Source organism: Bacteroidales bacterium, from assembly GCA_035299085.1.
Taxonomy (GTDB): Bacteria; Bacteroidota; Bacteroidia; order Bacteroidales; family UBA10428; genus UBA5072.
This window is the reverse complement of record DATGXG010000056.1, coordinates 1-24344: the sequence shown is the minus strand read 5'-3', so window position 1 is coordinate 24344 and position 24344 is coordinate 1. Positions and strand designations below refer to the sequence as shown.

Here is a 24344-nt window from a genome sequence, read left to right as displayed (position 1 = left end):
TATATCGGCCTATTAACATTTTTGATGATGCTGTTCCTTTGTACCAGCACTCGAAAGAAAAATCTCCATTAGCTAAAAAATCAAATGTCGGGTTAGCAGGAACATCGATCTTTGTTGAAGTACCATTGAAATGTTGTGCGGTATTAACTCTTCCTTGGACAGCTGTTGGTGCAATGTTACCTGTGCCGTTGTTGAAGCCTGCTGCATCTGTATATACCGGGCCATTAGCTTCATCAAAGTGCCAGTAACTTATTAAACCAGTAACATGAACGGGTTGAATGTTATAGCAGCCGGTGGTTGTATTTAATCCTTTGATGTAATAAGTTCCAACTGTTACTGCTGTTGGTGTTGCACATGGTATGGTGGCTGCAGCATCTTTCCAGTAGGTTAAGTCAAGGCCTGAGGTGCTTCCTGCTGTGACAGCCGGAGCAGTTAGGTCAGCTGTTGCTGGTATGGTTACCTGGGCCGGATTGGTGATTACCAGTACCGGCATCGGGTTAACGGTTAACGTAATCGTGTTGGATGTTACGGTATTGCTTGGTATACATGGATTCGGGCTAACGGTAAGGGTAACATAAACAGCATCACCATTGGCAAATACGCCGGTAAGTGACGGACTGTTTGTGCCTGTTGAAATCCCGTTTTTATACCAATGGTATACGGGTGAACTCGTGCCGTTTACAGGGGTTGCTGTAAAAGTGATTTCAGTTCCTTCGCAAACAACGGTTGATGTGGCTGCTATGGATACTTCCGGTACCAGTGTGGAGTATACCGTCATGGTGACACTGTTGGATACAACCGGGTTTACTGACGGACAGATGACATCAGGAATTATGGAACAGGTAACCACGTCATTGTTTGATGGGGTATAGGTGTAGTTGTTCACATTGGTTCCGACATTGCTGCCGTTGACTTTCCACTGGTAAACGGGTGCGGTTCCGCCGTTGGTTACAAGTGCAAAATACGAAACTGCAGTGCCATCGCATACATTGTTTGCAGAGGCAAATATGGTTGCACTTACAGGTATCAGCGGGTTAACAGCCATGGTGATGGTATTGGATGTTGCGGTAACACCTGTAGCACAAGGCTCAAGGCTGGAGGTTAATACAACATATACCTGGTCGTTATTCAGGGGTACGTAAGTATAGGTGGCGCCGGTGCTTACCGGGGTTCCGTTTTTATACCACTGGTATGAAGGTGCTGTACCGCCATTTACCGGTACCGGAGTGAAGGTTACCTGTGTGCCGGCACATACATTGTTTGATGATTCAGCAATGGTAACGCTTACCGGCTGGCTGGTAACGGTGAAGCCGATAACATTTGATACGGCAGCATCTGTCCAGGTTCCTTTGCATTCAACACGTGCAAGGCGCTTGAACCAGGTATTGACGGTAAGTGCTCCCGGGTCGTAGGTTTCTGAATTGCTGTTGGCGATTTCGGTAAAACCTGTGGTACTGCTTACAGTTGATTGCATCCACATGTATTCCAGTGTTCCTGAGTTTCCTGAAGGAAGTGAAGTACTGGTGATCATATCAGGGTCAAACGGATTGCAACCTGTGGTTACATTGGCAGCGATTTCACCACCGGTTGACGGATTGGTACAGGGTACTTCGTATGCACCGATTGTGGGAGTCACAGCATCACGGGTAGCTCCGGTTATGTCAGTAGTTATTCCTGCTATGGGCGTACCTGCATTGAGGGAATTGTTCAGCGGGAAGAAGTTGGTTAATGAGGTAAACAACGGGTCTGCGCTCAGGGAGTTGCCATCCATGCTGCTGATGGTCTGCCAGTTGGCAAGTGTTGCATAATCTATTCCCTGGCTGTAGCCGAGGCTTATGCCGATATTGGCGAGATAGCTGCTGGTTCCGCTAACATACAGGTCGTTGAAGTTTGATGTAAATCCGGTAAGGCTATTCACAGCCAGTGCAAAATGGTTGTAATAGATACTGTATGAAGTATTCGACCTTACATTGCTGATAACGTTGTTTTTAAGGTTTACAGTACCGCCGGCCTTGAAGAAGCCCACAGTGTTACCCGATGTTACATTGCTTCCGCCGATATAAATGCTGTTGTAGTAAACGTTGCTGGTACCGGGGCCGCCAACCTGGATACCATAGATCTTATCGGCGGTTGGATTTGTTGACTCTGTTTCAAAGGAAACCTCGTTGTTGTAAATATTCAGTATATCGGTGGCAAGTCCTGTTGAATACTGGATACCGGCCGAGTACTGATTGATATTGGATGACACAGCGAGGTTGTGAATCTTATTTTTGAAGATATTGATTGTACCATGTGCGCCGGTACCTGCGATTATAATTCCAATGCCGTAGGTATTGGTAATGGTTTGCGAGATATCGTTGTTTGAGTAGGTTGAATTTACATAACCGCGGTCGTCGTGAATACCACGTTGTCCAAAACCGGTAATAATATTATTATCGATGATGTTGCCTGTGCAAACGGCCGTTCCTGAGAATTTTGAAAGATAAACGCCTGCATAGGGCGAAATAGTCAAGCTTGAAGTGGTAATGGTACAATGGTTAATTGAATTGTTGCTGTTTGATGCAGTGTTAGAGCAGTCGCCAAACTGTACAACCCCGCCTGTTGATGAGGTAATGCCTTTTAAAGTGGCATTTGTAATTACATTATCAGACGCACCGGCAGCAAAGCTTGCAACATTGCCTGCGGTATTAATAACCGTAAGGGAGTTAGTTCCGTCGTTAAGTCCGTTAATGGTAACCCTGTCGGCACCGTTATACCTGAATACTGCATTGCCTGAAGTGGCATTTATGGTTCGTAATCCAACCGGGTAAATGGTAAGCGTATAAGGTGCGGCAAATTCGTTGAGAGCGTTGGTACCTGTCTCATTGGTTATGTCTGAAATAACATTTACAGTCACATTTCCTTCAACGACTCCTGCGTTAAGCTGTTCAAACAGTCCGCCGGTATTGGTAAAGGAGGTATAATCGCCACCTTCGCCCACAGTTTTGGTTCCTGAAAAGATCGCCCCTATAATATAGGATGAAGGACTGGCAGGTGGTGATATAATAGTGTTTACATTGGTTGCCGAAACTCCGGCGGGTAACGAGCTGATATTTGGGACACCCACTGTGGTGGAATTGTCCTGGGCAATAACATAGTACTGCACATAATCGCCGGGGGTTACCCCGCCTAACAAATCATGGTCAACGGTAAAAAGCCATGAACTGCTGGCTGCAGTACCCGACTGGAAAACACCAGGGGTTGAGACCCATTCTGTTTGAGTACTTTTCTTAAAGTAAATTCTTGGAATATAATCGCCGGTAAGCGGAACGCCAGTTTTAGCATCGGCAATAGTGCGTGTGCAGGTACGGTTGGCTGTGCCACCGGTATTTGGTATAACAACGCCACTGATGGTGGGCGCGGTGCGGTCAGTGGTAAAGGAAAATCTTGAATACCCTGCTATTGACAGTGTATTGCTGTTATTGGCAGTGCCGTATGCACAGGTAGCAGTTGCACCTGTTCCGGTAACGGTAACACTGGCAAAGTCGGTAGTGCTTGCGCCGATTCCAATGGAATATTGCCCGGCATTAGCGGGGAGTGCCGGCCAGCCATAGGTAAAACTGATGTTGCCGGAAGTTTCTGACAGCTGTACCTGGATTATGGCATTGGCTGCGTTTGCGGTATTTTTTGGAACGGTTACATTCCAGTTAATTACAAGGATGCGGTTAGGTGCGGTACCTGTTACTTTGTAAACGACATTTCCGTTGGTTCCTGTGGCAAGGTCATCCCAGTAGGGGGCAATCTTTGGCAGCGTTAAATTCGAAGTCATGTCGTTCACATGGTCGGTGCCTGAGATCTGGACATCACCGAGGGTCATAAGTCCATTCTCATTAACTGAAAATTGGGTGTAGGGAGTACCTGCGAACCAGAAGGTAAAGCCGATATCGGTTACCTGTGATGCGACATCATCAGAATTCGATGGTACCAGCGTGTCAGGAGCACTGATTGATGTAGGTGAAAACCCCGAACGGGCGAACGTGTAGGTAGTCGCCGTAATGTTCTGGGCTGCAACTCTGCCCAGGCACAGCAGGGCAAATGCAATCAGAATAAGTACTTGTTTTTTCATTTTTGTTTGGTTTGGTATTATTTAATTTGATTTGATTTTTTGTGTCAGGAAATTGAGGAAGCCGTGTATATCGGCTTTGTCGAAAAATTCATTTGCTCCGGCGCTGAGGCAGCGGTTCCTGATTTCAGGCGAAGCATGGTTTGAAAGTACAAAGATGGTGGCAGGGGGGGTGTTGCCGGTGTCGCTCCTGAACTCGTCGAGCAGGTTGAGTCCGCTTCCGTCAGGGAGGGAAATGTCGAGTATGACTACTTCGGGGTGGGCGCACTTGTAAAGATGGCGTGCCTCGTAGCAGTTGATGGCCTGCATGATTTTTATATCGCTGCTGAAACCATTGCCGGCCATGCGCTCAATGGCCCCTTTCAGGAGCTTCTGAATAAGGGCCGAATCGTCAACAATCAAGAGTTTCGTCTTTTCACTTTTCATAAGGACAAACATAACGCCCCGCTGAAAACTGTGAAATAAGCGCAATGCCAATAATTATATAAGACTATCTGCCGAAAGGCATAGCCGAAAAGCGAAAGGGCATATAGGAGTTTGTCTTAGGTATAAATACGTAGGGCCTGTGCGGTATATCTATCCCACCAGCGAATGTTTGAAGGCATAATGCATGATCTCCGCATTGTTGTGCAGGTTCATCTTACGCAGGATGTTTGCCCTGTAGATGCTGATGGTCTTTACACTGAGGGAGAGCTCGGCAGCGATTTCTGAAACTGCCTTGCCGGAAGCAATCATGCGCAGTACTTCATACTCGCGGTCGCTCAGCTGTTCGTGCGACGGTTTGGTTCCCTTCTGATGAATCTCGTTAAACAGCAGGTCGGCCACTGCGGGCGAGATATGGCGCTGCCCGAGCAGGATCTTGCGGATGATTTCAACCAGTTCGGTAAGTTTGGTATCCTTGGTGACGTAAGCCGAGGCGCCTGCCTTGATGGCACGGATGGCAAACTGGTCTTCGGGGTACATGCTGAAGATAATGACTTTGGTGCAGGGATAGTCTCGCATGATATCCGTGAGGATATCAATTCCGCCGCGCCCGGGCATGCTGATGTCGAGCAGTACCAGGTCGGGGACCGAATCGAGGAACTGCCGGGTGATTTCGGCGGCATTGCCTGCTTCTGATACAAGGGCATCGGGGAAAGCCAGCGAAATTGCTTTAATTACGCCGGCCCTGACCACTGCATGGTCGTCGGCTATGAGTATTTTGTATGGGTCAGCTGGCTGCATTATTATCGTTGGTTGAGTTGTGGTTGAGTGGTAACGCAAAAGTAACAGTTGTACCTTTACCCGGAGTACTGGCAATTGTGAGGCTGCCGCCTATAATAAGTGCACGCTCTTTCATGCCGAGCACGCCCAGGGAGTCAGATCCGTTTTCTTCGCAGTTGAATCCTTTACCATTATCGGTAACCCTGAGCACGAACTCCTTTTCTTTTTCAATAACGAGGATTGTTACATGTTTTGCCTCTGAATGCCGTGCGATGTTGGTTAGTATTTCCTGAAGGATACGGTAAATAACGGTGGTTTCCTTTGAGCTGAAGGAATACTTCAGGTCGTCCATTTTGATGTTGCAGCAGATGCGGGTACGCTTGGTAAATTCCTTCACCTGCCATTCGAGTGCCGGAAGCAGGCCAAGATGGTCGATGATTTCAGGGCGGAGTTCAGAAGAGATTTTGCGCACGGCATTGATGAGGGCTGCAATTTGCAGGTCGACAGCCCTGAATTCTTCTTCCAGGTCGCCGATCCTGTTTTGTTTGAGCTCAGCAATATTGTCGAGGTCAAATTTCAGGGCAGTGAGCAGGTGACCGAGCTCATCATGGATATAGTGCGCAACATTCTTGCGTTCCTGTTCTGCAATTTCATCGAGGCGGTTGGTGAGGGCACGCAGTTGCCTGAATGAACCTATGAGCGTTTCTTCAGCCTGTTTTTCAAAGGTGATATCCCTGTTAGACCCCCGCTGTCCGATCCAGTCGCCCTCAGGATTGAACACAGGCTGGCAAGCGTGCCCTATCCATCGTGTTTTACCGCTTTTGGTAATGATGCGGAAATGCATATTGCACACGTCACAATTGGGCGTCATGGTGTGGAAGAAGTGGTTTTCAACCTTTTCCCTGTCGTCGGGATGCACGATTTTATAGAACATCGACGAGTCAAAGATGAACACATCGGCAGGGTAACCTGTGAGGCGTTCAAACGAGGGCGAAACGTAAATGAACTGGCCTTTTGTGCCGAGCCAGGTTTCACCGTCGTAAGTAAAGTCGGCAACCGTGCGGTATTTTAATTCAGCCTCAAGAAGCTGTTTTTCTTTCTGTTTCCTGGATTCAATCTCCTCGCGCAGCTTCTGGTTGGTTTCGGTGAGGATGGCAGTACGTTCCTTAACCATCACTTCAAGAAGCTCGTTGGTCATGTTCAGTTCATGCAAGGTCCTGTCGCGTTCGGCCCTGAGTCTGATGGACATGATACCTGTGGCGAGGTCGTTGGTGAAGCGGGTCATTACCTGCAGTTCCTGCTGGTGAAAATAGTGGGGGGTAGCGGCATATACTGACACCACACCAATCACTTTTCCGCCTGATACCATGGGCAATGCCATGTTTGACGCATAACCCCGTTCCATGGCATCCTTCCGCCAGGGAGCGAACGTAGGGTCATCAAGCAGGTTTCCGCATATTACAGGCTTAGCTGTACGGGCAGCAGTACCCGAGGGACCCCTTCCGCGATCGGTATCCGCATAGGTAAGATTCAGCCGTTCAAGGTACCCTTCTTCAAAGCCGGCACTGGCCACCGGTGTGATAGTCATGCCTGTATCCTCATTTACCATTCCTATCCACATAAGTGAATAACCGCAGTAATCAACAATAATGCTGCAAACCTGCTGCATCAGTGCCGATTCGTCGGTAGCGGTGAGGATGGCATGAGCCGACATTGAGAGTCCCTGGAATGAACGGAGGGTTTTACGGTGCTCGAGTTCGGCGGAAGCCCTTATGGCAACCTGCTTCAGCACAGCTTCAATCACCAGCATATCGTCGGCAGGCGTGCGGCTGATCACGGCAATAAGCCCTGACGGCCGGCCGTATGAGTCCCTGAGCGTGATGCCTGCATAGCTTTCGGCATTCATCTGCTGGAGGAATTCATCCTTTGGAAAAAGGAACCTCACTTTCTCGGGAATGGCACATACTTCATCGGCCACCACCTGGCCACAGGGTGTATCGGCAAGCCTGTATTTGTAATTATCGTCGAAATGGCCGTCGTACCACACGGCAACTGTTTCCGCTTCAAGCCGTCCGTGAAGCCTGTCGATGCATATATAATCGGCATTCAGGAGCTCTGCAAGATATTCAGCCAGGGCCTGGAAGAAGTCCTTCCCGCTGTCGACCCAGCTGTATGAAAGCAGGAATGATTGTATTTCAGACACTTTAGAGGAGTAAGTAGCCTCTGTTCGCATGGCAGTATATTTAGTTTTCCAAAAATATTTAAAAATAAGTATATAAATACCTAAAGATATACTTTTTTTTACGCATGAAATTTGGGATTTACGATACAAGATTTGGGACGAAGTTATCCGGGCGAAGGCTTCCACCAGCTCTTCTTTGTACTTTGTTAAAACGGCATAGGAGATTTGAGATTTGAATTTAGATACGTCGTCTGATTGCAAAACGAGCACTTTGAGAAGAATGAGAAGATTGAGGAGGTAGGTTTGGTGGCTCTCTTTTCCTACAATACGAACACCCCCGCTGGGGGTTATTGTAAAGTAAACACCCCCGCTGGGGGTTATTGTAAAGTAAAAAGGAAAAAGTAACACTTCGATTCCCCTTTGCTTCACTCAGTGACCGAAGGAAAAAGTGGTTTTAAGATAAATGAAATTAGAGATTTGAAATTTAGATACGTTCGTCTAATTGCAAAACTAGCACTTTGAGAAGAAAGAGAAGACTGAGGGGGTGGGGTTGGTGGATCTCTTTTCCTACAATACGAACACCCCCGCTGGGGGTTATTGTAAAGTAAAAAGTAAAAAGTAACACTTCGATTCCGCTTTGCTTCACTCAGTGACCGCATTAGCTCTTTTTAATGAGTGAGTGGAGAGGGGGAGTGGGTGAGTGGGAAAGTGAGAGAAGGGTTTCTTAATTTAAAACGGCATAGGACTATGCAGGCTTAAATATTATTGAGAAGAAACATACCCAACAGGGCAAAAATATAGTAAAGAAGTTGAATTTTGAATTGAAAGCCGTTAAGAACTATCCACTGTTCGAAGACACCTGAAGCAAAATAGACCGAAAAGGATCTGGCAGGAGCAGTATAGAAACCGTTTCAACTAAAGCGCAGAAAACCAGAAGGCCGAAGCTTTGTCATAGACAAAGCCAGGCCATCAGAAGGTCAAGTTTGGATAGTTTAGGCTTTCACTTCAAAATTTAGCCTAAATAGTCCAGCCGCGGCCTTTTTTTGGTTCTTTTTTGTGGCTGCAGACAAAAAAGAACAAAAGAAAATTGAAAGTTCCCCGCTTGGATTAAGCGGAAAAAGGATTAGGAGGTTCCTCTCCCGTGAAATACGGGATCGGAATGACGGTTAGCTACCAATATGTCACCCCGCTGGGGTAGAAACCATTCCGTTAAAGCGAACCTTGAAGTGCCCATCTGATTTGCTAACTCCGTCCTTTAGGGCGGAGTAAACATACACACACACATAATTGGGGCTTAAGCCCCAGAAAAAAAGTTTGGTCTGGGCCTAAAGGCCCCATTCGTATATGCTTATGGCTTTAATCAACTATTCAAAAAGATTTCCCCAAATTTCTCCTCAATAATTCGTACATCTTGTTCTAACAGGTTACTGAATTCTTTTTCTTTTGCTCGTTTTGATAAAATTCCATTATTCTGACTAAGGAACCTGACCAGGGTGGAAATCATTTTGTCAGGCATCTGGTACGTATCATCAAGCCAGGTTTTCATGAGGTCGAATTTTTCAAAATATTCAACTTCGCCCGGAATAATGGTATTTATAGTATAATCAACACATTCGAAGAGGAATTTAGCCTGTGGTGTGGCATCAAAATACCTGTAATAATCAATTGTATCATTCAGCACCTCTACATTATTGTCGGGAGTTTTCTTCCAGTCAATAAATGGAAGTAGCGGATGTGAATATTTCTCAAGTACAAGCCTGTATTCGTTAATACGCTCAAGAATAGCTGCTGAAACAGGAAATATTATGCCCTGGGGCGTGAAATTCATTTTGGTCAGGATGTGATGAATTATGTAGCGGTGTATTCTTCCATTACCATCAGAGAATGGATGAATGAATACAAAACCAAAAGCTATAACCGTAGCTGACAGGATTGAGTGAAAGTGGTTTTTTTCCAGAAATTCTGAAGTCTCAAGTAATCCGTCAATGAGTTGATCAATATCCTGGTGACGAGCTGAAATATGTTCAGGAATAGGTTCACCGGTTGTCCTGTCGTGTTCTCCAACGAACCCGCCTTCTGTTCTGAACCCGAATTTTACGAACCGATTATTATCGATGACTATTTGCTGCAGGCGAAGCAGTTCCTGTTTTGATAGCGGAGTTGATCCGGCTTGACCGATGGCTTTGCCCCAGCGTACTGCCCTGTTTATGGTTGGAGTTTCGCCTTCAATAAAAAATGAAGCTTTTGAGTCTTTCAATAACAGGAAGGCTGATGTCCTTAACAGAATATCGCGGTGTATACCATTGATTACTATTTTGCTTTCTTTGGACAGATCTCTGTCAATAAAGTTTTCAAGCGCCGGGGTTCGCTTGATTAACGGACAGAACCAGGCTGTCCCGGGAAGGTTGTTACGAACCCTGTGACGGGATGAGTTTATGCTTTTTGCAGAAGTAAACTGAAGCTGATTATCGAGAAGCAATACATAGTTCCCTTCTTTAAGGTCAGGTATATCGAGTTTCCTGTTCATTAGCCACTCAAATAAAAACCATAATTTTCGGCTGTACTGACTTAGAGGTTCATTAATTATCCATTCTTCAACTTCTGAATGGGGTAGGTTTTCAAACAATTTCTTAAAAAAGAGAAGGTTGACTCCCTCGTATTTCAGGGCAAAAACCAACTGTGAGTAAAGTGTTTCCTGTGGTTTATGACGGGGCGTAAGCACAATCCATTCGCCGGTGGTGTACTGCCGGTGTTTTTTACTTATTAGTGCGAGCTGATAAGGCATGGGAAGTGGTAATTGCATCTTGTTGATTACAGCCCCATAGCCGGCGATAGAACCTGTTTCAGGAGCATTACGTCCATGAAATATGCTTATTTCTTGTGAAAATATGTTATTTTCCATGTCAATTTGTGAAAAACATTTACAAGCAAATTTAAATGAAAAATGGATATCTTACATGAATTATGCTTAAAAAATGGAATATAATGTGAAAAATAGTTATCATCTTTATCATGCGGACACCCCTCTGGGGTTTGATACCGGCTAACTCCATCCTTTAGGGCGGAGTAAACAGGTACACACACATAATTGGGGCTTTAGCCCCAGAAAAAAAGTTTGGTCTGGGCCTAAAGGCCCCATTCGTATATGCTCATGGCTTTATCTCCGCCCTAAAGGACGGAGTTATCAGGTTCTTCTTGTTCTTTGTTCTTTGTTCTTAGTTATAACGGCATAGGACTATGCAGGCTTAAGTATTCTAGAGAAAAGACATATCCAACAGGGTAAGAGCACAGTAAAGAAGTTGAATTTTGGAGTGAAAGCCGTTAAGAACTATCCACTGTTTGAAGACACCTGAAGTCAAAACGAGAGTAAAAAGCCTGGCAGGAGCAGTATAGAAGACCGTTTCAACTAAAGCGCAGAAAACCAGAAGGCCGAAGCTTTGTCATAGACAAAGCCAGGCCATCAGAAGGTCAAGTTTGGATAGTTTAGGCTTTCAGTTCAAAATTTAGCCTAAATAGTCCAGCCGCAGCGCAAACAACCCACCCTCCTCGCAGAGAAAGCTCCCGACTTTTTCCTCTCTTTTTTGTTGTCCCTTAAAAAGATCCTATGGCCTTTATTGACTATTATCAGGTTCTTGGTATTGACAAATCTGCCGGGACAAAGGAAATTAAGGCAGCTTACCGGAAACTTGCCCGAAAATATCATCCCGACCTTAATCCGAATGATGCCGGGGCAAAAAAGAAATTTCAGGAAATTAATGAAGCGCACGAGGTGCTGAGTGATCCTGAAAAAAGGAAGAAATACGATAAATACGGCGAGGAGTGGAAACATGCCGACGAGTTTGAAAAAGCCGGTTATAGTGGTGCAGGCGGTGGTGCAGGAAGTGGTGCGGGCGGTGGTGCCAGGTGGTCACGGGGTGCATCTGCCGGTGGGAAATCGCCTTTCGGGGAGGGCGGATTTTATTCAGGCGGCTCGTTTGATGCAGGCGATTATTCTGAATTCTTTGAATCTTTATTTGCCGGACAGGAACGCAGGTCGCAACAGTCGAAATTCAGGGGAAATGATTATCAGGCGCAACTCCAGCTTCAGCTGGAAGATGTCCTGAAAACGGAAAAGAGAACGTTGACTGTCAATGGCAGAAATATCAGGATCACTATCCCGGCAGGGGTAAAAAACGGACAAACGATTAAAATTGCAGGTCATGGTGGAGCGGGCGTTAACGGGGGTCCGGCCGGAGATCTTTTTATAACATTTACTGTTGCCGACCATCCTGGAATCAGGCGATTGGAGAATGATCTTTACCAGACGGTTGAAATAGACCTTTTTACGGCTTTGCTGGGAGGTGAAATTACGGTTGATACGCTCCAGGGACAGGTGAAACTGAAGGTAAAACCCGGTACGCAAAACGGTACGAAGGTGAAACTTAAAGGAAAAGGCATGCCCGTTTATAAAGCGGAGGGTTCTGGTGATCTGATCATTACCTATCAGGTAAAACTTCCTGAGGATCTTACAGAGCAACAAAAGGCGCTTTTTGCCGAACTGTCGAAAACTTTTAAATAGTAACCTTATGAAAAATGACGAACTGGTTTCTGTTATTGAATTCTGTAAAAACCATCAGGCAGAGCTTTCATTTGTGAGCAGTTTAAAAGAGTCGGGACTGATTGATTTTGTGTTTATTGAAGGTCAGGCTTACATAAATATAAACCATCTGAGGCAACTCGAAACAATGATTAGTTTTCATTATGACCTGGAAATCAATCTTGAAGGAATAGAAACTATCATTGAGTTGCTAAACCGGATTAACGATCTGCAACACAGGTTGGCATATTTACAGGAGAAATTGAAGTTGCTGGAAGAGTAATTTCAATTTTTTTTCCGGCCGGGGACTGGTAAGTTCAGGAATCAGGGATTTATTTCATAAATTTGATACAACTAAATTTATGAAATATGTTTTCAACAGAGCACTTTCACCCAATGATCGTCCACTTTTCGGTTGCCCTGATTTTGATGGGGCTGGTTTTTGAGGTATCATCAGTCTTTTACAAAAATTACCGTTTTCTCACACTCGCGGCAGCATACCTGCTGGCATTCGGGGCACTGGCCTCTGTGGCTTCGTGGGCGACAGGCAAAATCTTTACTTCTGAAATGGAGGGGGCTGCCGGACAAATTATGGAAACACATGAGTTGTTTGCTACCATTACCATGTGCATTAGCATTGCGGCGGCATTGCTTTATGTGTGGTACCTGGTAAAACCGCCGGCTGGCATAAACCTGCGCTGGGTTGTGTTTACCCTGTACATTATTGTAAGTGTTGCGGTTGGTGTTACAGGTTATTTCGGGGGGAGCCTGGTTTATGATTATATGATGCCTATATAGATAAAACTAATTTTAAATAACCGACTATGAAAAAAGTAATTTTTACCATTATTGTTGCGTCATTCATTATGGGATGCAACCGGGTAGCACCTGTAAAAACCATCGAGAACCTGAATGCTGCATTTATTGGCGAATCTACTGCCAGTGCCAGGTATGAGGCTTTTGCCAGAATAGCTGCTGATGCAGGAAACACTGCTGTTGCCGTTCTTTTTAAGGCAGCTTCAAAATCAGAGGCAATCCATGCAGGAAATCACAAGAAAGTACTGGAAGGCCTGGGACAAGTGGTTAAACCGGTAAATCCGGAAATCACGACTGCCGACGTACTGGCAAACCTGAACACCGCATTGTCGGGCGAATCGTATGAAGTAAGCACTATGTATCCCGGTTTTATTGCTTCCGCGAAAAATGAGAACGTAAAAAAAGCTGTTAAATCATTTAACTGGGCATTTGATACCGAGAAGAAACACCAGGTGTTTTATGCAGCAGCTATTAAGGCGATAACCGATTCAACTGAAACATCCCTCCCTGAAGGTTACGCCATTTGTCCTGTTTGCGGCAATACATACGATGTTTCTGCAATGGATGAAAAATGCGCTTTCTGCCAGACACCAAATAAGGAGTTTATCATAGTGAAATAGAGGAATCCACTATAAGACAGTGTTATCTGTGGAGTAAACAACTGTATCATTATCAGTGTTTTACTTCCACAGCTAAACACTATGTCACAAACTCTGCAAAAACTCATTATTTCAAATATTGCTATAGTTGCTTTTTTACTTGCTGAAACCGGGGTCTGTAATGGCCAGCAGATCATAAAGATACATGATCCGCTGCGGCAGACGAATGATTACCGTTATGTTTGGGGCAGAGGTGAAACTACCCTGATGCTGAATTCGCTCAAAGGGAATGAGTTATACCTGTATCTCAAATTCTCCCCTGAAATGACCTTCCCACTGTACCTCGTGCTCTTTTGTTATGAGAATAAGATGGCCGATGAGAACAGTAAGGTGGTGTTTGATTTCGCTGACGGCTCCTCCGTCACCATAAGGAACACCGGTAAACTCAATTTCAGCAGCATGTACCTGTTTGACCTGACCGGTGATAAGGATAAGTTCAGGAATGCAGAGGTTGAAAACGTTCACCTGATTGACGGCAAAGGAAAATCAACCGACAATTATTCATTTGTTGAACATTCTGATTACTTCATCAATTTCTTTTCGCTGCTGCAGAAAATGCAAAACAGCTACAAGTTAATGGCGGTTTCGGATACTATAAAATGAAGGAAAAAGGATTCCGCTTTGCTTCACTCAGACCGAAAAAATAAGTATGAAGTAAAAGTTTAGCGTTGATTAATAATCTCTTCTGCTTTTCTGATTGCGGTGATGTCAGTAATTATAGCAGCGAAGCCTTCAGGTTCCCAGGGGGAGATGGAGATCAGCAGGTTTTTGTTTAAGGGGGTGAAGACGGTTTCGAAGAGCATGTTTGTTTCTTCGTTGGCAACCTTCTTGTATTCTTTAACATTGAAGGGAACGGGGTTGTTTTCGATCTCGGTGCCCAGTTTACCCAGCAGGTTTATTTCAGGGGTGTTGGTGATACGCTCGAACTGCCGGTTGACGCTTACAATGCGGTAATTTACCGCCAGTCCTTCTTTATTATACACCAGTTTGTAAAGGCATACCCCTTCGTTCATATTTGAATAGAGGTTGCGGAAGATACGTTCACGTTCAATGAGGGCCTCTTCTGCATGCGCCTTCTGGCGGATTACCGATTGTTTTTCGATAGCCGCATTAATGGCAGGAACCAGTCGCGTCAGGTTTTCCTTGATTACATAATCGTCGGCGCCCGCCTTCATGCATTCAACGGCGATATCTTCATTCAAAGATCCGGTTACGAGCACAAAAGGGACCATGGGTGCCATGTCCTTTCGCATCAGCAGTGCCTGCATTCCATTGAAGGTGGGCAGATTATAGTCGGAGAGAATAAGCGAAGGCTTAAAATCATTGAAAGCATTCATATAATCCTTCCGGGTTTCAACCAGCCTGTATGAAAATTTCAAGCCATACTTTGCAAGATGACGTTTTATCAACTCTGCATCGTCAATATTATCTTCCACCAGCAAAATTCTCAATACTTCTTCCATTGAAATAAAACACAGCGTTGGAAGCAAGGTTCACTATGGAAGGGAATCCGGAATCTTGAATCCTGAATTTGGAATCTATCGTAACCCGTTGAAGATGACACTTTTTTCTTTTTCTTTGCAGCAGCAACAACAACCAACATGGATCCCTATAAAATGCTTGTCACGGAGTTCCTGACTGAGGACTTTGTGGAAAATTACGAGTACCATCGCTTGTGTGTGGACTCAATAAACCTGGAATTGCAGGGGCTTGACGTGCCTTTTGCCTACAAATATGACGAATACTGCAAGGAACTGCTCAACCGCTTTCTGATTGTTGTCGACAAATACTTTGAAACCCCCGAAACGGCAGAGGATTTCTTCGAGACTTATGAAGAAATCGTAAGCTCAACTTTACTGCAGATGAAGAATTCAAAGATCCCCGCCTACGGGGTGAGTGAGTGAGTGAGTGACAGAGATAAAAAAAAGGACGCATTGGGGTGCGTCCTTGGGGATTCATTTAATTACAAATTAATCGTTATCAGGTTCACCACTTCCCTGGGCAAGGGTGCGGGCCTTTTCGGCGCGTTCGCGTGAAGCGGTCATTCCCATACTTACAGCCTGTTCATAATGCATGCGGGCTTCATCATATTTGCCTTCTTTCATGCAGAAGTCGCCAAAACTGTCATGTGCATTGGCTTCATTGGGGCTGCAACGGAGGTAGTTGTTAAATGCATCTTTTGCCTTGGCCATATCGCCATGACTCATATAATAATAACCCAACTGGTTCCATGCCGGACCATGGTCGGGATTTTTCTCAACAGCTTTAAGTGCGTAGTTAAAGGCAGCTATTGAATCGTTAAGGATATTCCGTGAAATTCCCATTGCAAATTCATACGATTGGATTGCATCGGGATATGTGGATACCATTTCATCAAGATTTGCTTTGATAACGTCCAATTTATTATCATTCAGGTTAACGAGCACCTGGCGAACGATCTTCTCAGGCCCGGTTAGGTTATCCTGTGAAATTTCTAGGGCTTTCTTCAGGTTCTCGCTCGATTTGCTCTTATCATCATTGAACTCAACAAGCGCAATGTTTGCGTGTGCAAGGAAAAAATCGGGGTCAGCTTTTACAGCCTCTGCAATTTTTTCACGGTACTGATCGATCCGTGCATTCCACAGCCGGTCGACTGCCTGTTTGAAGCTTGCTTTTGCTTCTTCTGATTTGGTCGACAAAGGCCATACCTTGTCGTTTTGCGCTGAAGCGGAAATGCTAATAGCCATAATCGCCAGCAGTAAGAGAGTTTTGAGTCTGTCTTTCATTTTATAAGAGAAGTTTAGTTATTTAATTATCAACAGTTAAGGAGGGAAATTGATTATGGGGAGTGAGAGAAGGAGAAAAGGAAAAAGTGAGTTAGGTATTAAATGAAGGGCTTTAATTAAGGCAAAAGGAACACGTCGATTCCGCTTTGCTTCACTCTGTGACCGGAGGTAAAAGTGAGTTAGGGCTTACTAAGGTAAAAGGAAAAAGGTAAAAAGAAAAAAGTGAGTTAGTGCTTAAATCAGGAACCCATCAGGCAACTAGTACTTTGTCGCTTCGTTTTTCGGGGATGAAACCTCCTATGACCTGAAATGATTTGTCGTTGCTGGATGGGATTTCCCTCATGGAAAAATCGCTTATATCAGATTCTATCGGTCCCATTCTGATCCATTCAACATATTGGTGAACGCTGGAGGCCTCTCCTTCAACCTCTATTAAAAGGTCGTGCTCTAAATAAACGGCAATACCGGTTAGGTTCAGGCTTTTTCCCAATTCATAGGCATAGGTCCTGAAGCCACATGCTTGAATGTTCATGCCGGAAATGGTGATTTGAAAACGTATATTCATCGTTGGGGGGAGTTGGGGGGTAATTAGTGTTAGCAAATTATTCCTTGCCTAAAACTAACAACCTTTATCCGATAAAAGGCTGACGTTTGATAAACGGATGCCTACGTTTGCACAACGAATAGCTACGTTTATCCTGAGTAACCGTTTTTTGACTGAAATTTTCACCAATTACCTCAGGCAATACAGCAACCTAATGCCTGAAGGATTGTTGCTCTGATATACCACTTATATCGTTAATTTTTACGGTATGAGCAATAAGGTTCATTTTCTCCGCCAACTTTCGCTAACTCAAATATACCAGGCAATCTAAAACGCGACACTATGAAATTCTCTACTACTCTTTTTTTATTGGTTTTTATTTGGGTAAAACCCTCGTCTGCCCAGTGGCTGCAAACCAACGGCCCGTTTGGCGGAGGGGTGGTCACCACAATCATCAGCGACTCGTCGGGCACTATATATGCCTCTACAGGCTGGTCGGGGTACTTTAAATCTGCCGATAACGGTATTTCATGGTCGCCCATTAATGATGGCCTGTTATGGCCTTCAGGCGATATAGCTGTTTCGCCGCAAGGGGTTCTGTTTGCAGAAGACCAGCAGATCATACGGTCGTTTGACCAGGGTGAAACCTGGGAGCCCTGTGATAACGGTCAGGGCCGGAAACCTGTATCAATTGCCTGCAACTCGCTGGGTTATGTTTATGCAGCCTACAATACCAGCACCGAAGGCGAAGCGGGATTGTTTGTTTCAGAAGATAATGGCGACACATGGAACCAGATACCGGTGGAGTTTTATACCTATATGGAGTCAATTGTGGTTTCAGTAAATCAGGCTGGCCATATTTTTTTAGGTGGCCCCGAAACACTGCTTCGCTCGACCGATATGGGTGTTTCATGGACCAACATCACGCCGCAGGAAGGATATGCAACCATTACCAATGTATGTTTTGATTCAGCGGATGTGGTTTATGCCTGTTCAGCTAATGATGGAGGGTTATTCAAATCACATGATAACGGCGATATTTGGGCACATATCCTTACTGAAGGAACCAATTGTGTTGCCGCACAGGGCAACCTCCTGTATGCTGCTACCGGATGGGGTATGCGCCGGTCGACCGATGGCGGAATGACATGGGATTCGGTTTCAACCGGATTGCCTGATGAAGCTGTTTACTCCGCTATGTTATTTGATGATGGTACAATACTAATCGGGACAAGAGGAGCATACCGGTCAGAAAACAATGGTAACACATGGGTTTTTTCCTCTGATGGCATGATTGCCGGCGACGTGCATGAAGTGACCATCAATGACGAAGGGACTGTTTTTGCTGTTTCAGATAAGGTATGGCGAACAGTAGATGATGGACAGAATTGGGTAAGTATTTCAGATAATTTGGATATCACAGAAGTGATTGAAATGGAAACAGACATGGCCGGCCAGTTATACCTGCTGGTAAATCCATATGATACAAGACTTTATAAGAGCGCCGACGATGGTGACAGCTGGACCCAGCTGACCCTTCCCGACCAGGGCTTTAGTGATATTGATTTTCAACCTTCGGGGGATTTGTATGCAGCCAGTAATTACAATGGCGGATTGTACAGGTCAACTGACGGAGGCATAAGCTGGAGCCTGGCCGGTTTCCCGAATACGGGGTTTCAATCGGTTTACATTGATCCGCAGGGAGTTATGCTGGTTTGCGACGAGAACAACCCGGCTACCATTTACCGTTCGGATGATAATGGCAATTCATGGGCGCCTGTTTATACTATTAATACATACGGGTATGCCGGGGTGACTGATTATGCAACCGATGGCATGGGGTTCATTTATATGGCAACCTATTTCGATTTACTGCGCTCAGATGATGAAGGGCTAACCTGGGATGTAATGAGTTCGGGTACTCACTATTCATCAATAACTGCAAATCAGTTTGATACCCTGTATGCCACCACCATGGACGGGATATGGCAATCGCCCGACCAGGGACTAACATGGAGTTTATTCAACGATGGATTGCCCACATGGGGATGGCCTGAAACCATTGCTTTTTCAGCAGTCGACGGCACATTGTATGCAGGCTGGCACGGTCAGGGTGTTTGGAGTTACGGAAGTCATTCAGTGGATGTTAAGCAACCCGAATTTGCTGATAACAGGCATGCTGTCCGCTTGTTCCCGAATCCGTCAACCGGCACTGTTGTCATAACCATCAATGGCACACCACCGCAAACACCCCTTAAAATCTTCACCCCCGACGGTCGCCTTATTACTACTGTCACGGCCCGTGAAGATGGCAGCGCAGATATTTCATCCCTGAAAACCGGGTTGTATATTGTCAATAGTGGCGAATATAGTGGGAAGATGGTTAAGAAATAGTAATCTCAAATTACTAATTACAAGCCGGGAACAGGGAACCGATTATAAATTATACATTTTGGTTTTAAATTTCGCGAGATTGGCGGGGTTTTGGAACCAGTTAATGGTTTCGCTGAGGCCCTGTTCTAAAGAATAGGCAGGTTTCCAGCTGGTGAGTGAACATATGAGGGTATTGTCGCCCAGTAGCCTGAACACTTCTGAGTTGGCCGGACGAAGGCGTTCTTCGTCGGTGATAAACCTGACATTGCTGTTCATAATCTTCTTCACAAGCTCAAGGGTATCGCGCATGGAGATTTCGGTCATAGTGGCAATATTCACCTCACGGCCAATAGTTTCATCACATTGGGCAAGGGCAAGGAACCCACGGGCAGTGTCTTTTACATAATTGAAATCGCGGGTAGGGGTGAGGTCGCCCAGTTTGATTTCCTCCATCCCCGATGCAATCTGTGAAATAATAGTAGGTATTATGGCGCGTGCAGATTGGCGTGGACCGTAAGTATTGAATGGCCGGGCAATGGTAACAGGCAGGTTGAATGCATTATAGAAACTCATCGCAATGGCATCAGCGGCTATTTTAGTAGCAGAGTATGGACTTTGGGGTTGTTTGGGATGTTTCTCATCAATGGGAACGTACATTGCGGTGCCATATACTTCTGAAGTTGAGGTAACAATCACCCTCACTCCGCCAACCTCTTTCGCTGCCTGGCAAACATTCAGCGTCCCCTTGATATTTGTATCCACGTAACTGTCTGGTGCATGGTACGAGTATGGGATCGCAATAAGCGCTGCCAGGTGGAAGATGATATCGCAATCGTGTACAATTTTCTTAACAAAGTACGGGTCACGGATATCGCCCGTCACAACCTCAAGGTTATCATGTGCCGTAATATCTTCGAGCCACCCCCAGTTGTTGAAGGAGTTGTACTGGGCAAGAGCCCGAACACTATAGCCGTGTTCAAGTAACAATTCGCAAAGATGTGAGCCAATGAAGCCGTCGGCCCCGGTGATTAGAGCTTTCATTTTTTTTTGTCAAAGATAGGGTTAAAGGGGGAAAGTCAAAAGGAAAAAGGAAAAAGTGGTTAGGTCCTCCTCACGCCCTCCTATCCAATTCCTCATAAATTGAATTGTTACTCAAAAACTCCGGGATGAGGTCTTTTATGCGGGCAACGAGGTTCATGCTGTCAAGCCTGTCTTTGGCAATTTCCTGAATAACAGAAAGGTAATTCATAACATCCTCAAACGGGTAGGTGCTTGTTTGGGCTATAAATATCTTTGGGTGATGGGTTTTTTGTCCGGTTTCGCGGTCATAAAGCAGTTCCTCATAAAGCTTCTCTCCCGGCCTCAACCCGGTATACACAATCTTGATGTCTTTTTCAGGTACCAGTCCGCTCAACCGGATCATATTCCTTGCCAGCTCGGCAATTTTAACAGGCTTGCCCATGTCAAACATGAGTATTTCACCGCCATTGCCCAGTGCCCCAGCTTCAAGGACAAGCTGACAAGCTTCGGGGATAGTCATAAAGTACCTCGTAATATCAGGATGGGTAACGGTAACCGGTCCCCCGGCCTTTATTTGTTTTTCGAAAACAGGAATCACGGAGCCATTGCTACCTAGCACATTTCCAAAACGGGTTGTTATAAACTCCGTAACCGGGAGCAGTCCTGATTCAGCATTCATGGAATGAAGCAGCTTGTTAAGGCTCTGAATATAGATTTCTGCAGCGCGTTTGGTTGCGCCCATCACATTGGTAGGATTTACGGCCTTATCGGTAGAGATCATCACAAACTTTTCGCAATGGTACTTAGCGGCAAGGTCAGCAAGTGTCTTAGTGCCAAAGATATTTACCCTCACTGCTTCAAACGGGTTACGTTCCATCATTGGCACATGTTTGTACGCAGCTGCATGAAAAACCACATGGGGGCGTTGTTCGGCAAAGATCTGCTCCATGGTGACCGGGTCGCCGATATTGGCTATGATAAACTCCATACCCTCCATTACGGCTTTCATTTCGGGGGATGGGCTGGCGGCGGAATAATCCTTAAGGCCATTTTCAAGATGGAACATTGGTGTTTCGCCCTGATCAATAACAATCAGTTTAGCAGGCCTGAACCTGAACAACTGCCTGACCAGTTCACTCCCTATACTTCCTGCAGCGCCCGTTACCAGTATGCGTTTTCCTTCAATTTGCCTGGAAACATGCTCGTTTCTCAACTTAATCTCTGATCGCTGAAGTAATTCAGAAATTTTTACCGGATTTATCTGCTTTAGTGAAAGCTGTCCGTTTATCCAGTTATCAACCGGAGGGACTTCCTTCACCTGGAGGTTGGTAAGCCTGAGGACTTCTTCAACAAGGTCACGACGCTTTTCCTGGTCAATATTATGTATGGCCATGATAATCTGCTTAATGCCATGGTCTTTCAGGAATTTGGGATTAAGCACACCGGTTGAATAGACATAAATTCCTTCGATGGTTTTACCAATCTTTCCGGGATTATTGTCAACAAAGCCTGCCACACGGGTTATGCAGCTCAGATCAGCATGAAGTACATTCTTTGTAATAATTCCTGCTGACCCTGCCCCATATATCAGTACACGGGTTACTTCGCCGCCCGATTTAAGCCAGTAATAGAATAGTCTGACCGCAAAACGTGTTAAAATGACAATGACGGTTGAAAGAATGAAGAAAATGATGATTACCGAATGGGGAATCCTGAATACAGGAATATGAAAGTAGAATTCCAGGATATTTAATAGGATCAATAAACATGTAACAATGAAATTGGCTTTGAAAATCAATATTACATCATTCAGACTGGTATGCCTGATAATACTCTTGTTAAGACCACAGGCGTAATGCACCACGAGGGTGATTGCCGTAAGAGAGACCATGTTTGAATACATGCCCTGCAGCAGATGATCAGGTAACTGAAAATTGTACCGTAGCGTATAAGCGGCTGCAAGGGCAAAAAGAACCAATAAAAGGTCTTTAAAAAGAATCAACCAGCCGGGAATAAAATAATCAGATTTGAGAAGCAGGAATTTTTTAATCCTATCCATTCTTCCTACAACCTAGAAGTTTCTGAAGCCTTCAGGACTTCAAATTTGCCTGTGAGAAAATCTTCTATCCTTTGATACCGTTCAGGATGATAAACATCCTGGCATTCATGAAGATCAGTTTTAAAATTGCCTGATGCAATATAATTCTCAAGCAGTTTGATCGTATACCGGTATTCTTTTCTCCTAAAATAACTGTCGAGCGCCTTTCCCAGGTTTTCAATAACGTCCCTGCTATCATCCACCGGTGGCATATTTTCAAGATCTGATCTAAGATCACTGAGCATTGATTTTGCTATTTCGCCCTTATTCTCCAAATGGCTGTACCTGTCAAAAACTTCCTGTAAAAATTGCACCATGCTTCCCTTTTCTCTTTCTTTTAATTTATTCCCGAAGGTAGCAGATATTAAAGTTCAGAAGCCTTTTGTCTGATAAATGAAACCGTACGTTTGGAAGATGAATCCATACGTTCACACAATCTCCAAAATTTATGCGCTTTAAAGTTAGTCTCCAGTCACCAATCACCATTCACCAATCACCATTCACCAATTACTAGTCACTAGTCACCAGTCACTAGCGTTGCGTTGTTGAAAAAAAAAGTTCTTTGAAATCCTTAGTAATTCAGTCTTTCAGAAGGTTTTTTGGTTTAAACGATTTGAATTAGTTTTGAGTTTATTCAAAACTAAGCCATATGAATCAGGGTAAGTACGTTTTTGCTCAAATCTTTGACTTCATTTCACATTATGAATTTCTTAAATGTGTTAACAAATACAAGGGTGACTATAAATCGCACGGATTTACTTGTTGGAAACAATTTCTTTGTATGGCATTCGGCCAACTATCTCATAGAGAGAGCTTATCAGATGCCATCATTTGTATAAATGCTAATTCCAAGAAGCTTTATCATCTGGGATTTGGACGAACATTTAATAAGTCAACTTTAAGTAGAGCAAATGAGAGCAGAGATTTTCGCATCTATCAAGACTTCGCAATGCACCTTATTTTACAGGCAAAGCAGCTCTATGTTAACGATAATCAGCTTGAAGTAGATATAAGAAACAATGTGTTTGCAATTGATTCAACATATATTGAGATCTGCCTAAGTATTTACCCTTGGGCTAAATACAGAACACAAGAAGCTGCTGTCAAAGTGCATACTATGCTGGATATAAAAACGTCTATTCCAGAGTTTATTTATATAACGCATGGTAAAGTTCATGATATTAAATTCCTTGATCTATTGCAATTTATACCAGATAGCTTTTATGTTATGGATAGAGCGTATCTCAGCTTTGATCGCCTGTATAAGATTGATCAGGTTAATGCATTCTTTATCACCAGGCCTAGGAAGAACTTCAATTATAAATTAATAAAGTCTTTAAAGGTAGATACGACTTCAGGAGTATTAGCTGATGAAACTATAAAGCTGATCACTTTTCGTGTGAAATCAAAATATCCAAAACAGTTCAGAAGAATCACGTACAAAGATCCTGAAAGCCAAAAAGAATTAATCTTCTTGACCAATAACTTCAAGTTGACAGCTCTCGAAATTACAAAGCTCTATAAACATAGATGGTACATAGAGTTATTTTTCAAATGGATTAAACAGCACTTAAAAATTAAATCTTTTTGGGGTTTAAGTCCTAATGCCGTGAAAACTCAAATTTGGATTGCTATCTCAGTCTATGTGATGGTTCTGATTGTAAAGAAGAAACTAAAACTCATTCAATCAATTTACGAGATATTGCAAGTTTTAAGCATAAACCTTTTGGACAAAGAGCCTATAAATCAGCTCTTTACTAAAACTGAATTACAAGATGTCAAAGAACTAAAAGATAATCAATTGATAATGTTCAACTTATAACGCAACGCTAGTGGCTGGTGACTAGTAGAGGAAAAAGGCAAAAGTGGTAGTGGTATCCAGGTGGTACACCGGGTTAAGTGCTTGTTGGAATAAAATGCATAAACATGGGAATTGCAGTGATAATGAGCCGGGCTTTAGTTGGAGAGGTTAAGGAGTTCACTTTGTTTATCAGTTTTTATGGGAC

Annotated in this window: 19 protein-coding genes; 8 read left to right on the top strand and 11 right to left on the bottom strand. The window is 44.3% G+C overall.

What is annotated here, in order from left to right; translation table 11 throughout:
- From VK179_18885 to VK179_18865, 5 genes are all read right to left on the bottom strand, one after another.
- Nucleotides 1-4105 (bottom strand): hypothetical protein (locus tag VK179_18885; protein ID HLO60825.1); only part of this gene is annotated, 4105 nt, incomplete at its 3' end.
- 21 nt (nt 4106-4126) lie between these two features.
- A complete protein-coding gene (locus VK179_18880; GenBank protein HLO60824.1) occupies nt 4127-4528 on the bottom strand; it encodes a response regulator in 402 nt (133 codons plus the stop codon).
- A 150-nt stretch (nt 4529-4678) separates the two neighbouring features.
- Complete coding sequence (locus tag VK179_18875) at nt 4679-5326, bottom strand: response regulator transcription factor (protein ID HLO60823.1); 648 nt, start codon at nt 5324-5326, stop codon at nt 4679-4681.
- Nucleotides 5313-7538: a GAF domain-containing protein gene (locus VK179_18870; protein HLO60822.1), complete on the bottom strand. Its 2226-nt coding sequence runs from the start codon at nt 7536-7538 to the stop codon at nt 5313-5315. The genes VK179_18875 and VK179_18870 overlap by 14 nt, the downstream gene beginning before the upstream one ends.
- A 1309-nt stretch (nt 7539-8847) precedes the next feature.
- A complete protein-coding gene (locus tag VK179_18865) occupies nt 8848-10389 on the bottom strand; it encodes a Fic family protein (protein HLO60821.1) in 1542 nt (513 codons plus the stop codon).
- 702 nt (nt 10390-11091) lie between these two features.
- Here VK179_18865 and VK179_18860 point away from each other — a divergent pair.
- The 5 genes from VK179_18860 to VK179_18840 all read left to right on the top strand — a co-directional run bounded on the left by VK179_18860 (nt 11092) and on the right by VK179_18840 (nt 14141).
- A complete protein-coding gene (locus tag VK179_18860) occupies nt 11092-12045 on the top strand; it encodes a J domain-containing protein (protein HLO60820.1) in 954 nt (317 codons plus the stop codon).
- 7 nt (nt 12046-12052) lie between these two features.
- Nucleotides 12053-12346, top strand: a complete 294-nt coding sequence (locus VK179_18855) for a chaperone modulator CbpM (GenBank protein ID HLO60819.1) — start codon at nt 12053-12055, stop codon at nt 12344-12346.
- An 86-nt stretch (nt 12347-12432) separates the two neighbouring features.
- Complete coding sequence (locus VK179_18850; GenBank protein HLO60818.1) at nt 12433-12861, top strand: DUF2231 domain-containing protein; 429 nt, start codon at nt 12433-12435, stop codon at nt 12859-12861.
- Nucleotides 12862-12887: 26 nt separating this feature from the next.
- Complete coding sequence (locus VK179_18845) at nt 12888-13499, top strand: ferritin family protein (GenBank protein ID HLO60817.1); 612 nt, start codon at nt 12888-12890, stop codon at nt 13497-13499.
- A gap of 81 nt (nt 13500-13580) precedes the next feature.
- Nucleotides 13581-14141: a hypothetical protein gene (locus tag VK179_18840; GenBank protein HLO60816.1), complete on the top strand. Its 561-nt coding sequence runs from the start codon at nt 13581-13583 to the stop codon at nt 14139-14141.
- Between the two features lie 59 nt (nt 14142-14200).
- Here VK179_18840 and VK179_18835 read toward each other — a convergent pair whose 3' ends face one another.
- Entirely contained in the window at nt 14201-15001 is an 801-nt protein-coding gene (locus tag VK179_18835; GenBank protein HLO60815.1) for a response regulator, read from the bottom strand.
- Nucleotides 15002-15139: 138 nt separating this feature from the next.
- On the opposite strand from VK179_18835, the gene VK179_18830 reads away from it, so the two are divergent.
- Nucleotides 15140-15442, top strand: coding sequence for a hypothetical protein (locus VK179_18830; protein HLO60814.1), 303 nt, complete (start codon nt 15140-15142; stop codon nt 15440-15442).
- A gap of 66 nt (nt 15443-15508) precedes the next feature.
- Here VK179_18830 and VK179_18825 read toward each other — a convergent pair whose 3' ends face one another.
- Both VK179_18825 and VK179_18820 read right to left on the bottom strand, forming a co-directional pair.
- Entirely contained in the window at nt 15509-16303 is a 795-nt protein-coding gene (locus VK179_18825) for a tetratricopeptide repeat protein (protein ID HLO60813.1), read from the bottom strand.
- A gap of 250 nt (nt 16304-16553) precedes the next feature.
- Complete coding sequence (locus VK179_18820) at nt 16554-16868, bottom strand: acylphosphatase (protein HLO60812.1); 315 nt, start codon at nt 16866-16868, stop codon at nt 16554-16556.
- A gap of 321 nt (nt 16869-17189) precedes the next feature.
- Here VK179_18820 and VK179_18815 point away from each other — a divergent pair, with 321 nt between their 5' ends.
- The gene (locus VK179_18815) at nt 17190-19241 is read left to right on the top strand and encodes a YCF48-related protein (GenBank protein HLO60811.1); all 2052 of its coding nucleotides are present in this window, start codon (nt 17190-17192) and stop codon (nt 19239-19241) included.
- A gap of 42 nt (nt 19242-19283) precedes the next feature.
- On the opposite strand, the gene VK179_18810 is transcribed toward VK179_18815, so the two are convergent.
- From VK179_18810 to VK179_18800, 3 genes are all read right to left on the bottom strand, one after another.
- Nucleotides 19284-20261, bottom strand: coding sequence for an NAD-dependent 4,6-dehydratase LegB (locus VK179_18810; GenBank protein ID HLO60810.1), 978 nt, complete (start codon nt 20259-20261; stop codon nt 19284-19286).
- A 70-nt stretch (nt 20262-20331) separates the two neighbouring features.
- The gene (locus VK179_18805; protein HLO60809.1) at nt 20332-22299 is read right to left on the bottom strand and encodes a nucleoside-diphosphate sugar epimerase/dehydratase; all 1968 of its coding nucleotides are present in this window, start codon (nt 22297-22299) and stop codon (nt 20332-20334) included.
- Nucleotides 22300-22304: 5 nt separating this feature from the next.
- Entirely contained in the window at nt 22305-22655 is a 351-nt protein-coding gene (locus tag VK179_18800) for a hypothetical protein (protein HLO60808.1), read from the bottom strand.
- Between the two features lie 332 nt (nt 22656-22987).
- Between VK179_18800 and VK179_18795 the strand changes: the two genes are divergently transcribed.
- On the top strand, nt 22988-24160 hold the full coding sequence (locus VK179_18795; protein HLO60807.1) for an IS4 family transposase: 1173 nt from the start codon (nt 22988-22990) through the stop codon (nt 24158-24160).
- Nucleotides 24161-24344: the final 184 nt, after the last annotated feature.

Excerpts from the sequence above, each read along its gene's own strand:
- VK179_18860 (HLO60820.1), top strand. The coding sequence starts at position 11,092 with ATGGCCTTTATTGACTATTATCAGGTTCTTGGTATTGACAAATCTGCC.
- VK179_18855 (HLO60819.1), top strand. The coding sequence starts at position 12,053 with ATGAAAAATGACGAACTGGTTTCTGTTATTGAATTCTGTAAAAACCAT.
- VK179_18815 (HLO60811.1), top strand. The coding sequence starts at position 17,190 with ATGAAATTCTCTACTACTCTTTTTTTATTGGTTTTTATTTGGGTAAAA.
- VK179_18870 (HLO60822.1), bottom strand. The coding sequence starts at position 7,538 with ATGCGAACAGAGGCTACTTACTCCTCTAAAGTGTCTGAAATACAATCA.
- VK179_18865 (HLO60821.1), bottom strand. The coding sequence starts at position 10,389 with ATGGAAAATAACATATTTTCACAAGAAATAAGCATATTTCATGGACGT.
- VK179_18795 (HLO60807.1), top strand. The coding sequence starts at position 22,988 with ATGAATCAGGGTAAGTACGTTTTTGCTCAAATCTTTGACTTCATTTCA.
- VK179_18830 (HLO60814.1), top strand. The coding sequence starts at position 15,140 with ATGGATCCCTATAAAATGCTTGTCACGGAGTTCCTGACTGAGGACTTT.
- VK179_18875 (HLO60823.1), bottom strand. The coding sequence starts at position 5,326 with ATGCAGCCAGCTGACCCATACAAAATACTCATAGCCGACGACCATGCA.
- VK179_18810 (HLO60810.1), bottom strand. The coding sequence starts at position 20,261 with ATGAAAGCTCTAATCACCGGGGCCGACGGCTTCATTGGCTCACATCTT.
- VK179_18835 (HLO60815.1), bottom strand. The coding sequence starts at position 15,001 with ATGGAAGAAGTATTGAGAATTTTGCTGGTGGAAGATAATATTGACGAT.
- VK179_18845 (HLO60817.1), top strand. The coding sequence starts at position 12,888 with ATGAAAAAAGTAATTTTTACCATTATTGTTGCGTCATTCATTATGGGA.
- VK179_18820 (HLO60812.1), bottom strand. The coding sequence starts at position 16,868 with ATGAATATACGTTTTCAAATCACCATTTCCGGCATGAACATTCAAGCA.
- VK179_18805 (HLO60809.1), bottom strand. The coding sequence starts at position 22,299 with ATGGATAGGATTAAAAAATTCCTGCTTCTCAAATCTGATTATTTTATT.
- VK179_18850 (HLO60818.1), top strand. The coding sequence starts at position 12,433 with ATGTTTTCAACAGAGCACTTTCACCCAATGATCGTCCACTTTTCGGTT.
- VK179_18800 (HLO60808.1), bottom strand. The coding sequence starts at position 22,655 with ATGGTGCAATTTTTACAGGAAGTTTTTGACAGGTACAGCCATTTGGAG.
- VK179_18840 (HLO60816.1), top strand. The coding sequence starts at position 13,581 with ATGTCACAAACTCTGCAAAAACTCATTATTTCAAATATTGCTATAGTT.
- VK179_18880 (HLO60824.1), bottom strand. The coding sequence starts at position 4,528 with ATGAAAAGTGAAAAGACGAAACTCTTGATTGTTGACGATTCGGCCCTT.
- VK179_18825 (HLO60813.1), bottom strand. The coding sequence starts at position 16,303 with ATGAAAGACAGACTCAAAACTCTCTTACTGCTGGCGATTATGGCTATT.